This is a genomic window from Coriobacteriia bacterium (assembly GCA_003149935.1).
GTDB lineage: Bacteria > Actinomycetota > Coriobacteriia > Coriobacteriales > QAMH01 > QAMH01.
On record QAMH01000006.1, the window covers coordinates 252153 to 265929 of the forward strand.

At 64.4% G+C, this 13777-nt stretch carries 14 protein-coding genes; all 14 read left to right on the plus strand.

Annotated features, from left to right (window positions below):
- The first annotated feature begins 207 nt into the window (after window positions 1-207).
- Genes DBY20_03830 through DBY20_03895 form a run of 14 tightly spaced genes read left to right on the plus strand, consistent with a single transcriptional unit; the run spans window position 208 to window position 13774 of the window.
- On the plus strand, window positions 208-687 hold the full coding sequence (locus tag DBY20_03830) for a hypothetical protein (protein ID PWL79016.1): 480 nt from the start codon (window positions 208-210) through the stop codon (window positions 685-687).
- 12 nt (window positions 688-699) lie between these two features.
- Window positions 700-1620: a phage major capsid protein gene (locus tag DBY20_03835; GenBank protein ID PWL79017.1), complete on the plus strand. Its 921-nt coding sequence runs from the start codon at window positions 700-702 to the stop codon at window positions 1618-1620.
- A 3-nt stretch (window positions 1621-1623) separates the two neighbouring features.
- Entirely contained in the window at window positions 1624-1806 is a 183-nt protein-coding gene (locus tag DBY20_03840; protein ID PWL79018.1) for a hypothetical protein, read from the plus strand.
- 2 nt (window positions 1807-1808) lie between these two features.
- Window positions 1809-2186: a hypothetical protein gene (locus DBY20_03845; protein ID PWL79019.1), complete on the plus strand. Its 378-nt coding sequence runs from the start codon at window positions 1809-1811 to the stop codon at window positions 2184-2186.
- Window positions 2186-2524: a hypothetical protein gene (locus tag DBY20_03850; GenBank protein ID PWL79020.1), complete on the plus strand. Its 339-nt coding sequence runs from the start codon at window positions 2186-2188 to the stop codon at window positions 2522-2524. The genes DBY20_03845 and DBY20_03850 overlap by 1 nt, the downstream gene beginning before the upstream one ends.
- Window positions 2517-2816, plus strand: coding sequence for a hypothetical protein (locus tag DBY20_03855; protein PWL79021.1), 300 nt, complete (start codon window positions 2517-2519; stop codon window positions 2814-2816). The genes DBY20_03850 and DBY20_03855 overlap by 8 nt, the downstream gene beginning before the upstream one ends.
- 2 nt (window positions 2817-2818) lie before the next feature.
- A complete protein-coding gene (locus DBY20_03860) occupies window positions 2819-3175 on the plus strand; it encodes a hypothetical protein (GenBank protein PWL79022.1) in 357 nt (118 codons plus the stop codon).
- A 10-nt stretch (window positions 3176-3185) separates the two neighbouring features.
- The gene (locus tag DBY20_03865) at window positions 3186-3782 is read left to right on the plus strand and encodes a hypothetical protein (protein PWL79023.1); all 597 of its coding nucleotides are present in this window, start codon (window positions 3186-3188) and stop codon (window positions 3780-3782) included.
- Window positions 3782-4057, plus strand: a complete 276-nt coding sequence (locus DBY20_03870; protein ID PWL79024.1) for a hypothetical protein — start codon at window positions 3782-3784, stop codon at window positions 4055-4057. The genes DBY20_03865 and DBY20_03870 overlap by 1 nt, the downstream gene beginning before the upstream one ends.
- A gap of 29 nt (window positions 4058-4086) precedes the next feature.
- Window positions 4087-4470, plus strand: a complete 384-nt coding sequence (locus tag DBY20_03875) for a hypothetical protein (protein PWL79025.1) — start codon at window positions 4087-4089, stop codon at window positions 4468-4470.
- Window positions 4457-7255, plus strand: coding sequence for a hypothetical protein (locus DBY20_03880; GenBank protein PWL79026.1), 2799 nt, complete (start codon window positions 4457-4459; stop codon window positions 7253-7255). Before DBY20_03875 ends, DBY20_03880 begins: the two co-directional genes overlap by 14 nt.
- A gap of 2 nt (window positions 7256-7257) precedes the next feature.
- Window positions 7258-10020: a hypothetical protein gene (locus DBY20_03885; protein ID PWL79027.1), complete on the plus strand. Its 2763-nt coding sequence runs from the start codon at window positions 7258-7260 to the stop codon at window positions 10018-10020.
- Window positions 10020-11036, plus strand: coding sequence for a hypothetical protein (locus DBY20_03890; GenBank protein ID PWL79028.1), 1017 nt, complete (start codon window positions 10020-10022; stop codon window positions 11034-11036). Before DBY20_03885 ends, DBY20_03890 begins: the two co-directional genes overlap by 1 nt.
- The gene (locus tag DBY20_03895; GenBank protein ID PWL79029.1) at window positions 11033-13774 is read left to right on the plus strand and encodes a hypothetical protein; all 2742 of its coding nucleotides are present in this window, start codon (window positions 11033-11035) and stop codon (window positions 13772-13774) included. The genes DBY20_03890 and DBY20_03895 overlap by 4 nt, the downstream gene beginning before the upstream one ends.
- Window positions 13775-13777 lie beyond the last annotated feature (3 nt).

A 13777-nucleotide genomic window follows, 5' to 3' on the forward strand; every position in this document is an offset into this window, starting at 1 on the left:
AATTGAGCGATCGAGAGAAAACAATGCAAAAGATGCTTGCGTAATGTAAGAGAAACCAGCCGTCCCGACGGGGCGGCTTCTTTCGTATAGGGCCATCCGGAAAGGGTGGCCTTTTCCATTTACGGCCCCGGAAAGGGGCCCTTTTCGTTTCGGGCACCGGAAAGGTCGCCCACGTCGATGCCCGGAAAGGGCGGTTAGGAGTCAGGCATGGCAGAGGAAGCCAACGAGGGCCAAAACGGCCAGCCGGAAGGTGCGGGCGCAGCGCCCGTGCAGTCCGACTGGGAGGCCAAGTACAAGGCGGCAATGGCCCATTCCCGCGAGTGGGAGAAGAAGGCCAAGGCCAACCAGGGGGCTGCCGACGAGCTGGAAAAGCTCAGGGAGGGCCAGCAGACCGAGCTGGAGAAGGCCCAGGCGCGAGCGGAGGCGGCCGAGAACGAGGCCGCGCAGCTCAAGGCGAGCCAGGAGAGGGCGCAAGCCGTGGCGCATGTGGCAGACGCCGCCAAGGTGCCGCACGAGTTCGTGGCGATGCTATCCGGCAAGGACGCAGACGAGCTTGCCGAGCAGGTGGAGCGTGCGCTGAAGCTGCTTCCCGCATACCCGACCAGAACCGACGACGGGGGCACCGGAGGTGCCGCCAAGAAGAAGGACAAGGCCGACAAGTTCTTTGACGGACTGTTCGGCGAGTGAAAGGAATAGGAAATGGCAATCGACACCAGCAGGGAGAGCGCGAACGTAATCCTCGACCCCGAAATCTCCTCCGAGATCATCAGCAAGGCAATCGAGGAGTCCGCGTTCATGCAGCTCGCGCCCCGCATCACCATCGCGGGCAACGGCAAGAAGTACCAGACCATCACCGGCGACCCCGAGCCCGAGTGGCGAGGCGAAACCGACCCGGCGGCAGTCGGCAAGTTCTCCTTCGGCAGCAAGACCGTGGAGCCGTACAGCATGGACCTCATCGTGCCGTTCTCCAACGAGTTCAAGCGCGACAAGAAGGGCCTGTACGACGAATGCGTGCGCCGCATCCCCAAGCTCTTCGGCCGCAAGCTCGACAAGACCGTCATGAGCGACGCCGCTCCCGGCGAGAACTTCGACGTGCTCGGCGGCGCGAGCGCGGTGAGCATGACCCCGGCGACCGGCAAGACGCTCTACGACACGTTCGTCGCGGTTGACGAGACCATCAGCGGCGCGGGCGGCATCATGAGCGCAATCGCGTTCGCCCCGCAGGGACGCTCCAAGGTGCTCGCGGCGGTGGACGGCAACGGCCATCCGCTGTTCACGTCGGGCGTCTCGGCTGGCTCCATCAACGACATCCTCGGCGCGAAGACCAGCACGCGCAAGGGCGTGTACGTCCCAGGAAAGGCCGCATCCGGCTCCGGCGACACCGCCAAGCCCGCCGTCCCGGCGACGCTCGGCCTCGCTGGCGACTTCGAGAACTGCGCATGGGGCTGCGTCGAGTCCATCAAGGGCTCGGTGTCCGAGGAGGCCACGCTCTCCTACAAGGATGGCGACGAGACCATCACGCTCAATCTCTGGCAGCGCGGCATGTTCGCCGTCAAGTTCACCTTCGAGCTGACGTTCATGGTGCGCGACCTCGCCACTTTCGTTCGTCTGACGGCCTAGGCGATGGTGCGCCTGGTAAGCCCCGGCGGCATAGAAGTGCTCGCATGCGAGGAGGCGGCCCCCCGTCTCCTCGAAAGCGGGTTCGCCGAGGCGAAGGAGAAGGTGGACGAGAAGCCCGAGGCGGCGACGGCGGCGAAGCCCAAGGCGACGCCGCGCAAGAGCGCCGCTAAGACCAAGGGGGCCTAGTGATGGAGCCGTTCGCGACAAAAGAGCAGTACGAATCGCGCTTCGGCGAGGTGGGCGACAAGACGACGCTCGCCCAATGCCTCGAAGACGCGACGGCGGCCATCAGGGCCGAGTTCGCCAAGAGGCACGTGGACATCGACGCGAAGCTCGAAGACGAGATGTTCGCCGACGCCTGCATGCGCGTGTGCCGCTCGGTCGCGAACCGCATCATGCCAGGCGGCGTGGACGTTCCCCTTGGCGCGTCATCGGTCGCCGAAACCGACGGCCCGTACTCTCGCACCGTGAGCTACGCGACGTCCTACGGGCTTCCCAAGCTGCTGCCGAGCGAGCTTTCAATGCTCGGTCTCGGCGGCGGCAGGGCCGGATGGGGAAGGATGTGATGGCGATGCGGGGCATCGAGGTGACCGTTCTGCGCCCGACCAGGACGACAGACCGCCTCGGCAACGAGGTGGACGGAGAACCCGAGCGCGAACCAGTGGGCAACGTGCTCGTGGCACCTGGGCCGACCGCCGACATGGATGCGGCGAGACCCGATGGCGTCACCGTTGCGCTTACCCTGCACTTTCCCAAGATGTACATGGCGTCGCTCGAAGGATGCTCCGTCGAGTTGCCCGAGCCGTGGGAGGGAATCTACCGCGTCATCGGCAATCCCATGCCGTACATGAAGTCGCCGGGGCCGTGGAACCGTCCCGTCGAGGTGGAGATGGCCCATGGCTAAGCTCAAGTGGAACGACAAGGAGCTCAGGAATCTCGTTGGCGAGGCCGCCGAGCCGCATGTCAAGGCCAAGACCGCCGAGATAAAGACGGCGGCGGACTCCATGAGCGCGGGTTTCCGAACGGGCCTGTACCACCGTAACCACGAGTCTCCCGCAGTGGGCAACACCAAACCTAAGTACAAGTCGAGCGTGAAGAAGTTCAACGGGCTTCCCGTCGGCATCGTCTACACGGGCAACTACTCGGCCATGAAGGACAACACGCTCAACAACACGCTACTCAAGGCCAGGGGGTGACCATGGCGGCTTTCAGCGTCACGCAGGCTCTCGTCGAGCACCTGCGGTCAATGGGCTACGCGGCCAGCAGCCGCGTCCCCCGAAAGGGGCCTGCCGAGTTCGTCACCGTCGAGCGCGTTGGCGGTGGCACGTCAAGCATGGTCGACCACCCGTCCATGGCGGTGCAGACGTGGGCCGACAGCGACGCGCGGGCAGAGGAGATGGGAAACGCCGTGAAGGTGGCCCTCCTCATCAACCCGCCACCTGCGGGAGTCCACTCAATCCGGGTCGAGACCGGCCCGTACCAGTTCTACGACCAAGACACAGGCAAGGCTCGTTATCAGCTCGTGCTGAACGTGACCTGCCAGCTAGAGATTTAGGAGGCCAGAGATGGCTACACCCGACATGACCAAGGTCGCCGTGCTAGAGGGCAAGGTCACCGGTGCGATTTTCGTCGCCCCGGTCACCACGCCGCTGCCGACCGACGCGACCACCGCACTTCCCGCCGCGTACAAGTGCCTCGGCTTCACCAGTGACGATGGCATCGTCATCACCGAGGACGGCTCCACCAAGCAGCTGCGCGTCTGGGAGGGCCGCACCGTCGTGCGCAACAAGCGAACCGAGTACAACGAGCAGATCAAGTTCACCCCCGTCGAGTGCAACGAGGACGTTGCGAAGTTCACCTGGGGAGATGACAAGGTGTCCGTCGACGCGAGCGGCAACCTCACCATCAAGCACCATGGCGGCGACGTGGAACCCGTGCACACCGTAATCGAGGCCGTTCCCTTCGCAGGTGCGGTGGCCCGCTACTGCGCCAAGACGCAGCTCACCGAGCGCGGCGATGTCGCTGGCAACGGCGAGGACTACGCGGGTCGCGAGCTGACGCTCGACTGCCTGGGCGTCGAGGGCGTGACCATGACCGAGTACATCGCGTTCACTTCGGCCGCCCCCGTAGCAGCTGTCGCATCCAGCAAGGGAGGCAACTAATGGCCGCGAAGAGTCCAGTCAAGGCCGTCGATGTCGATGGCATCGAGGTGCAGGTGGACACCGCCTACGTCCAGTCCTGGGACGGGATGCGCAAGGCGGCGCGCATGGCCTCTTCCGAGCGAACCGACGAGGAGAAGGGCGTGGCGGTGTTTGAGTACTACGAGCGCGCCATTCCCAACCTCGACGACGTGTCCGAGGCGATGGCCGGAAAGCCCGCCGATGAGGTCATGGGCCTGCTGTCGCGCGCTGTGATGGAGGCGACCCCAAAAAACTGAGGACGCTCGCGTGGCTCGTCTGCGAACGCGTGGACGAGCTGCGCGCTGACCTGATGCAGCACTACGGAGTGTGCCTGGACGAGGCCATGGAGGGGCGGTACTCGCCGGATTTCGTCGCGTCGATCGTGGCGCAGATGCCCGAGGACTGCCGGTGGAGAGTCGCCGAAGACCAGGACGCCCTGTGGAACATGGACAGGGTTCTCCTCGCCCTGCTCGTGAACCAGATACAGGGCTACATCTGGGCCAACGCCGACAAGAAGAGGCGCGGCCCCAGGCCGAAGCCGCTAGGCCCGAAGTGGCTCGTGGAGGCCGATAACACGAGAAAGCTCCCGGCGATGCCGATGAGCAGGGAAATGCTACTCGCGGAGCTATCGAAACCGAGGACGGGAGGTGACGTTGATGGCGGGAACTGAGGTGGCGAGCGGCTACGTCAAGGTCAGCTCGAAGCCAGACAAGAGCTTCAAGTCAAACATCGAGAACGCGATGCCGTCGGGCACCAAGACCGGCAAGGCGTTCATGGCCGGTTTCAAGGGGCCTGTGAGCGGTCTTGCCAGCTGGTTCAAGGGCGGTGCCGTCATGGGTGCCGTCTCGTCGGTCACGACCGCCGCGATGGGGGCAATCTCGGCCTCGATGGACTCCGCCGTGAAGCGAGCCGACACGCTAGCGAACTTCCCACGCGTGATGACCTCGATGGGCTATTCGGCAGAGGCCGCCGCGAAGAGCAGCGACATCATGAAGGCCGCCATCGACGGCCTGCCGACCAAGCTACAGGACATCACCGGCAACGTGCAGATGCTCACCTCCTCCATGCGCAACCTGTCGGATGGGGAGGTGAACGCCACCACCGTCGGCAAGGCGTTCAATGACATGATGCTCGCCGGTGGCAAAGGCCCCGAGGTCGCTAACGAGGCGTTCAACCAGCTCTCGAAGGTCATAGCTACCGGCAAGGTCGAGATGGACTCGTGGATGTCCATCTACACGGCATCCCCCGGAACAATCGACAAGGTAGCGGAATCGATGCTCGGCGCGGGCAAGGGAGGAATGGAGCTCAAGGACGCCCTGACGAGCGGCAAGGTGAAGATGGATGACTTCCTCGCTACCATGGTCAGGCTCGACAAGGAGGGCGGCGAGGGCTTCGCAAGCTTCGAGACGCAGGCGCGCGAGGCGACCAAGGGCATCGAGACATCGGCAAACAACGCGAAGAACGCCATATCGAACCAGATGGCCAACATCCTGGGCAAGCTCAACGCCAACGGCGAGATAGCCGGGATATTCGACGGCGTCAAGGCGACCATCAACAACGCGGGCGCGTTCATCGTCGCCTCAATCGACTCCATCAAGAACACCATCGACTTCGAGGGCTTTGCCGCCGCGTTCGACGGTATGGGCCAGGTCGTGTCGGCGGCGTTCGGCGCGGGCGGCATGTCAGCCGAGGACTTCGGCACGATGGTGGGTAACGCGATAAACTCGCTCATCCCCGTCATCCAGATGGCTACGCCAATCGTCGGATTTGTCGCCGAGGCGTTTGCGCTGCTCGCTCAAAATGCCGGTGTTGTGGTGCCGGTTATAGGTGCCGTCGCGATAGGCATGATGGTGGTCAAAGGGGCGTCTGCCGCTGCCGGACTCGTGAGCGCGTTCGGCGGTGCGCTCACCGTCGTCGGCGGTGGGGCTACCAAGGCGGCAGGCGGCCTGGCAAAGGCCGGTGCCGGTGCCAAGACCGCCGCCCCGTCCCTCATCCAGGTAGGTGCGGCCGCCCTCATGGTCGGTGCCGGCATCCTCATGGCGTGCACGGGCGTCTTCCTGCTCGCACAGGGTGCCGTGGCTATAGCGAGCGCTGGCCCCATGGCTGCCGTCGCGCTCGTGGGTATGGTCGGTGCAATTGCGGGCCTCGCGGTTGGCGCAGCCGCAATCGCTCCGGCGCTCACCGCCGGTGCGGTCGGCATGGTGGCGTTCGGTGCGGCCGTGCTCATGGTCGGCGCCGGCGTTCTGCTCGCCTCCGTCGGCCTCGTGCTCGTGGCGGGCACTCTGCCCACGATAGCCGCATACGGCATGGCGGCTGGCGTCGCGGCAACGACGCTCGGGGCCGGACTTCTTGTGATGGGAGCCGGTGCCCTCGTGGCCGGTGTGGGCATGACGGTGCTGGGCGTCGGGCTGCTCGTCGCGGCACCGGGGCTTCTCATAGCCTCCGCCGCCGTGATGATTCTCGGCGCGGGGATGATGATGGTCGGTGCCGGCGCGGCCATGGCGGCTCCCGCCATCATCGTGATGGGCACGGCGCTGCCGATGATTGCGGCTTCCGCCGCACCAGCCGCAGCCGGACTCGGCCTGCTGGCAGGTGCCGCCCTCGCCGCCGTTCCGGGATTCGTCGCAGGTGCCGGGCCTGCCGCCGCGCTGTCGGCGGCGATAGTTCCGATGGGCACCGCCGCGATGATGGCGGCCATGGGCCTGCTCATGGTCTGCGCGTCGCTTCCTGTAATAGCCTCGCAGGGGCCTGCGGCCGGTACCGGCATGCAGCAGCTCGCTCAGGGCGCGACCAACGCGGTACCGGCGCTTACCGAAGCTGCTCCCGTGATGACCACCATGGCAGCGTCCGTCACAACGATGGCCACAGGAACGATGCTCGGCGCGGCGTCCATGGCGGCGCTTGCTGCCGGCACGCAGACGGCATCTGCCGGGATGGTGACACTGGACGCGTCCATGCAATCGGTGTCGGCGACGGCATCCACCGCGTTTTCCACGATAGCGTCAACTGCCATCGCATCGTTCTCGGCGGCATCGGCCGCCGCACAGAAAGCCTGCGCCTCGATTCGCACCTCGATCGTCTCGCTGCCCAAGAGCACCACGGTTCGCATCAACGTGGACGCGGGCAGCGTCAAGCTGCCTCACTTCTCGATGTCGGGCTCGTTCAACGCGCAGACCGGCAGCGTGCCTACGGTGGACGTGCGCTGGTTCAAGACCGGTGCCATCTTCACCAAGCCGGTGTTCGGAATGGGCGAGGCAGGAGCCGAGGTGTCCATGCCGCTGTACGGCCGCTACATGCGCCCGTTTGCCGCCGCACTCGCGGGCGAGATGCCGCAATCCGGCGGAACCGTCAACTACGTCGAGGTGACGGTGAACGCCGCTCCCGGAGACGACGCCGAGGCGATAGGTCGCGAACTCGCCCACGAATTCAAGCTACACGGCCTGATGGGAGGCTAGGCATGTCCGTAAACGGCATAACCAACGTCATGACGCCAACTGTGCAGTGCGACGCATCCGGCGACATGGGAGATGTCACCTTCGGCTGCGAGTGGAAGACCACGTACAACGGCCAGGAGGCTTTCAAGTTCATGGACTGCGTCTTCTTCCTGAACGGGCAGCAGACGTTTTCCGATGCAGGCCAGGGCGACATGGATTCGGACACCTTCAAGGTCGCCCGCCGCACCTTCTACCCGCTCACCGAATGGAAAATCAACACGGTGGACGTGCGCATACACGGCGTCTACGACGGGCCTGGGCGCTGGGGCGACTTCATGCCGTCGCCCACGCTCGAAATCCAGCGACCAAAGCCGCCCGAAATCGAGATTTCGATAGTGACCGAGGACGGGGAGAAGTGCGTCAAGGTCGAGGTGACGCCCGACGAGGGCGACGCCTACCGGGAGGTGCTGTTCACCCGCATCGAGATAAGGGTGCCGACGAAGAACGGCACGAGCGTCGTGAACGGGCTAATCAAGCCCGGCGATGACGTGCCGTATGTTTGGAAAACCCCGATGGCGTCCATCGAGGGCGCGCTTGCCTACGGCGGTTCGCGCAAGCTGGTCGTAACGGCCTACTCGCAGGGCATAGCCGGTGACGGCGACCCAAACGAGGTCGAGCGCGTCTTCGCCTACCCGAACGTCCCCGTCATCAGCAACGTGGGCATCACGAACGACCTGATATCCGTCATTTGCGACTCGAAGTGGAGCGCGGGCAATCCCGTTGACACCATCGAGCTGCAGATAGCCAGGGAGGAGAAGACCTACGAGGAGGTCTGCGCGAATCCCGGTGCGTGCGACTGGGAAACCGTGAAGGAGGTCGGCGGCTTCTCTACCGTCATCTGGGACACCATCCAGGACGCCAAGGACGGGCTTGAGCGAGGCATGCGGGTCTTCTACCGACTCAAGTCGAGCTACGACGGCAAGACGCGCTACTCCAACCCGTACTGGGTCAGGCAGCTCTACACGCCGAAGATGACCGTGACGCTCGGCAGCGCGAACATACTCTCCGCGATCAGCGGAAACGACGGCACATCCGTGCGCGTCGATGTCGAGTGGTCGAGCGAGACGATAAGCAACGTCGAGCAGGACAAGCTCAAGGAGCTCTTGCTTTCCACGGAACTGTCCTGGGACAAGAACGAGTACGCCTGGCAATCGACCAAAGACCCGGAGCGGTTCCGATTCGATTGGGAGGACAGCCCGAAGAACCCATTAGCCACGCTCGCCCATTCCGGCCGCGTCTACATAAGCGACCTTGAGGAGGGCGTGCCGGTCTACATCAAGGCCCGCAGGATGCAGAAGCTCGGTGACGAGGAGACGCCGGGAAAGTACTCGAACGCGGTCATGGCGACGCCGGTTTCAGCCCCCGCCTGGGTCAACCTCGACGTGCCCTCGCACGTCGCGAAGGGCGATGCCATCCCCTGCATGTGGACCATCGGCACCGAGGCCGAGCAGAGCGGCTGGAACATCAGCTGCGTCGCAAACCCCGAGTCCATACCGGGGTGGGCGACCATGACCGAGGCCCAGCGCAAGGCGGCGCTCGACAAGAGGGCCGTGGGCATCGCCGACGGCACCGACGCGGGCGGCTACTGCGTGCTCTCGGCAGACGCTTTTCCGAAAGGGGCGGCGCACCTCATGCTCAAGTGCTCGGCAACCACGGGCGGTCTGTACACCGACTCCGAATACGAGAGCGTGACCATCGCCCAGGCACCGACTTGCGCCATCACCACGGGCGCAGAGGTGACCGCACTGCCGTTCACCGTGCATCCCGTGGCATCTACCGGCTCCACCGTCGCGGTGACCGTCATCTCGCGCGGCATCACCTACGCGACGCCGACCGGATACGAGCGCCAGTTCGCCGGTGACGTAGTTTGGTCGGGCGTGGTTGCGGCGGGTTTCGATGCCGTCATACGCGACGCGGCCCTCATAGACGGATGCTCCTACGAGATAAGGGCCATGGCGACGAATCGCGACACCGGCCTGCGTTCAGATGAGGTCATGAAGGTCGTGACCGTCAACCTCGCGAGGAGCGCCGGGTACCCCGGTGCGACGCTGACCTGCGATGACGAGGAGAAGAGCGTAACGATAGCGCCGAGCGCACCTGAAGGAGCCGCAGACGGCGACGTTTGCGACGTGTACCGCGTCACGCCGTCGGGCGCCGCGCTCATAGCATCCGGCGTCGAGTTCGGCTCGACCGTGCGCGACCGCTTCGCGCCCTACACGTGCGAGTCCGAGAGCGCGGAGACCGCGTACCGCATCGCGACGAGGACGACCGACGGCGACTGCGCGTGGATGGACTTCCCATGCGAGCTGCACGGCGAGGGCACGCGGCTTGACTGGGATGACAAGCATGTCTGGCTTGACTTCAACTTGTCAATCGAGGATGAGCGCTCCAAGGCGTTCGAGGTACGCGAGCACATGGACGGCTCGGTAGCGGGCTTCTGGGAGTACGCTGTCGAGCGCAAGCTGAGCATCAGGGCCGAGGTCGTGCGCTTCGAGGACGCCGAGACGAAGCGGCTGCTGAACGAGATGGGCGAGTATCCGGGCGCGGTGTTCGTGCGCACCGGGGCGGGCCATGCCCTCGACGCAAACATCGACCTCAAGAACATGGGCGAGGACTGCGACGGCGGCACCGTCACCGTCAAGCTCGGCGGACGCGTCATAGACCTGACCGCCGCGCACATGTGCGGTGCCGGTGACATAACCGCACCTGCCGAAGAGGGGGCGTGATGGGGTACGAGACCGGATACGCGTCCATGTGGCGCGTGAGGAGAATCGACCCGGACACGTGGACTCCGATTGGCGTGCTCGACGGCGTTGACTCCGTGACGGTACAGAGGGCCGTGAACGACGGCAGCTCACCGCTGCTCGAATCGGGCAGCATGGAGGTCTCGGGCGATGTCGAGGAGGGGTACTACCGCATCGAGATGCGTCCCTCGCTCGGCGAGATGGTCACCGTCGCCACCCTGCTGTTCTGCCCGGATGGGCGCAAGTGGTCTCATCGCGCGTGGGGCGGCAAGGCGTCGGGAAGGAGCGTGCTCGCCCCGGCTTCCGTTCGCATGTGCAGGTCGGGCCAGCAGGCGCCCATGGGCGTCGATGGAGCCGAATGGTGCGCGAACAGGCTGCGAGAGGTCATCAAGGCACCGGTTGTGGTCGAGGGTAGCTTCAGGCTCGGCGAGTTCATGAGCTTCGAAAGCTCAGATAGCGTGCTCGACGCCGTGTGGAGCGTGCTCAAGGCCGTAGGCTGGTGCATCCAGATAGCCGGTGACGGCACAGTGACGCTGCGCGAGCTGCCGACCGAACCGGACCTCGTCATCTGCGCCGAGAACCTGGGGCTGCTCATGCCGGAGTTCGAGTCGTCGTTGCCAATCGAGTCCGTACCCAACTCGCTGACCGTCTACAAGGACGGCAGGCACGAGACGTGGACTAACGAAGACCCCTCATCGCCAACATCAGTGCCGAGCAGGAACGACATGGTCATCGAGGCGAAGTCAGAGGAAGACCCGACGCGCAAGGAGGGGGAGAGCCTGTTGCAATACGCCAAGCGCAGGCTCGAAGAGCTCGCAGACGTATACGAGACCATCGACGTCGAGCGCGAGTGGGCAGACGGAGTCCATCCCTACTCCATCGTGCGCTCCAACATGCCGGAGAGCGGCGTAACTGGCGATTTCCGCGTCATGAGCCAGAAGCTCAAGTGCGGTGCCGGAATCAAGGTGAGCGAGACGTGGGGAAGGAGGGCGTCATGACCGAGCTGAGCAACGCGGTGGGGCGCGAGCTCGTCGAGTCCATCTCGTCGCTCGTCAAGCCAGAATCGAACGGCGAGACCAGGCGCGGCAACGTGACGCGCGTTGACCCCGACGGCAGGACGTGGGTGCGCATCGATGGAAACGATTTCGACACCTGCTGCGTTCGCAGCTCGGTCGCCTGCAAGCCAGGTGACTCGGTATCGGTGTCCCTGCGCAACAACCGCGCCACCATCGAGGGCAACTACACGTCCCCCGCAACCGACGACTCGAAGGCCGAGGAGGCCATCCGCACGGGAAGCTCCGCGCAGCAGACCGCAGACATGGCCCACGAGCTCGCGACCAACGCCATCGCCGACGCGCAGGCCACGAGGGACGCGGCCGAGCGCGCCGAGGCAGACGCGCAGAAGGCCGCAGATGCCGCAGACAGCGCGAAGGAAAGCGCGAAGAGCGCGGCCGCGAGCGCCAAGAGCGCGGCGGGCAGCGCGGAGAAAGCCAAGGTCTCTGCCAAGTCTACCGAGAAGTCCGCGCTCGACGCGAACTGGGCGGCGAACGGCGCGCTCAACTCGCTCGGAACCGTGCAGGACGTGATGGGCACGCTCGAATGGCTCAACGCCAACTCAATCAAGACGCCCGCCGTGCCGGAGAAGACGACCGACACCGAGGTGAACCCCGGCCACGTCTACTACGTAAAGGAAGAGGACGGCACGTTCTCGAAGGTTGACGAGCCGACGGCGGACGGGCTTGCCGACTACTACTCCATCAAGCCGGGAACGGCCTACTTCGTCCTCGACCAGCAGACCAACCTCTACGAGCCCGTGGAGTTCCCCGACTTCGCCGACATCGCGAGCTACTACGTCGTGGACAAGCAGTCCACCATGGCGAACTTCGTCCAGAGCCACCTCACGCTCACCAACGGCGAGAAGGGCGGCCTGTACATCACGAAGCAGATGCCCTACGAGAAGGGCTCGGACGGCTCGGTTACGGTCAACGAGCTGTGGGAGGTCGGCGACGAGTACGAATTCGACGACGGCAGGCGACCGCTCACCGAGGACGACGCGGACATAGTGGGCAGGCCGAAGAACCCGCAGGCCGCTGGCTACATCAAGCTCGCCACAACGGGCGTCGAGATATACGACCTGTTCGGCAACAAGGTCGCCACGTACGGGCCGACGACGACGATCGGCGGCCCCGGCGGGCAGACGACGATCGAGAGCGACGTGCTTGCCGTCGGCAAGTTCCACACCAAGATGGTCGATGGCGTCGCTCAGGTGGTGTTCGACAACGTGTTCAGCGCGGGAACGGGCGAGGACGGCAAGTCGTTCCTGCGATTCTCGGACGGGGCCGGAAACGACCTCTTCACCGTTGACTCCACCGGGAAGGCGCACTTCGCCAAGCCGGTGCCGATACCGAGCGGTGGCACGGACGCGACCAACGAGGGCGATGCGGCTGACAACCTCATGGTGCAGTCCATCGGTGCCGGCATGGAGATACCCGCCGGCACGGACTTTAACACGTTGACTACGCCGGGAAACTACGTCTGCGGTTACAGTAGTCGTGTTTCGGGATTCGCGAACAAGCCTGCGCCGCTGACGAACGCCTTCCGCCTCACCGTGTTCAAGGTGCTTGGCAACACGGAGCACAACGCGAACGAAGGGCATAGGGGCCAGCTCATCATGGACTGGACGAGCGGGCGCGAGTACTACCGCGTGTACAACGCATCCTCAGGCTTGTGGGGTTCGTGGAGAACGAAGCGCCAGGATACCGACGTTATCGACGTGCCGCATGGCGGGCATGGCGGCACCACCGTCATCCAGGCCAGGGACAACCTCAAGCTGAACGCCATCAGGTACACCACCACGGAATACAGCGCGGGATACATCAAGGTCAAAGTAAACAGCAAGACGAGCTGGATGCTCGCGTTCGACGTGAGCCTGTACCAAAGCTACAAGAACTACGTCATCCGCATATCGGGATACAACTACTCGACCACCGGCACATGGTATGCACCAGCGGCCACCATGGTTTCGGCAAGCGAGAACGAGGCGGTGACCGTATACTTTGGCCACGACTCGGCGAACGACCTGTGGGTCGCGTTTCCGGCTGGCCAGTACACCGGCGTCGAGATAAGCGCCGTGACGAACGGCTACACCAACGTGCTCTCCACGTTCGCCCTCCAGGACCTGTTCACCATCTCGCGCGTAACGTCGCTTTCTGGCACGACTGACAGGACGATCGCCGTGAGGCGACCGGTGTACCGTGGTGAGGCCCTGGCGATCTCCGAGTACGGCACCGGCGCGAACACTGCCGCAGGAGCCTACAAGAACATCACGGGGCAGACGAAGGACTTCGACACTAACAACACCGCAGACACCTGGGTTCCGGTGTTCGCGAGCGGCAAGGTACAGCACCGGGAGATATCGACTTGGTTCAACAGCGTCTACTGGAACGACTTTTGGCAAGCACTCACGAGCGTGGCCTCGTCAGGCCAGTCCGTCCACGTGGTGAGGCACTGCAACGTGGTTACGATTCGCGGCGACAACATACTCATCGCGACTGGCAGCGACAAAGCAGACATGCCCATTTGCAACATACCTGCTGGGTACCGTCCTCCATGCACGGTCGATTGCATTGCGAACAACGGCAAACTCTGGCTCGACTCGAACGGGAATCTAACTGTCGCAGGGTCGAACAGGGATGGCAGGCGCGTCTACTTCAACGTCACGTACGCAATAGCGTAAGGA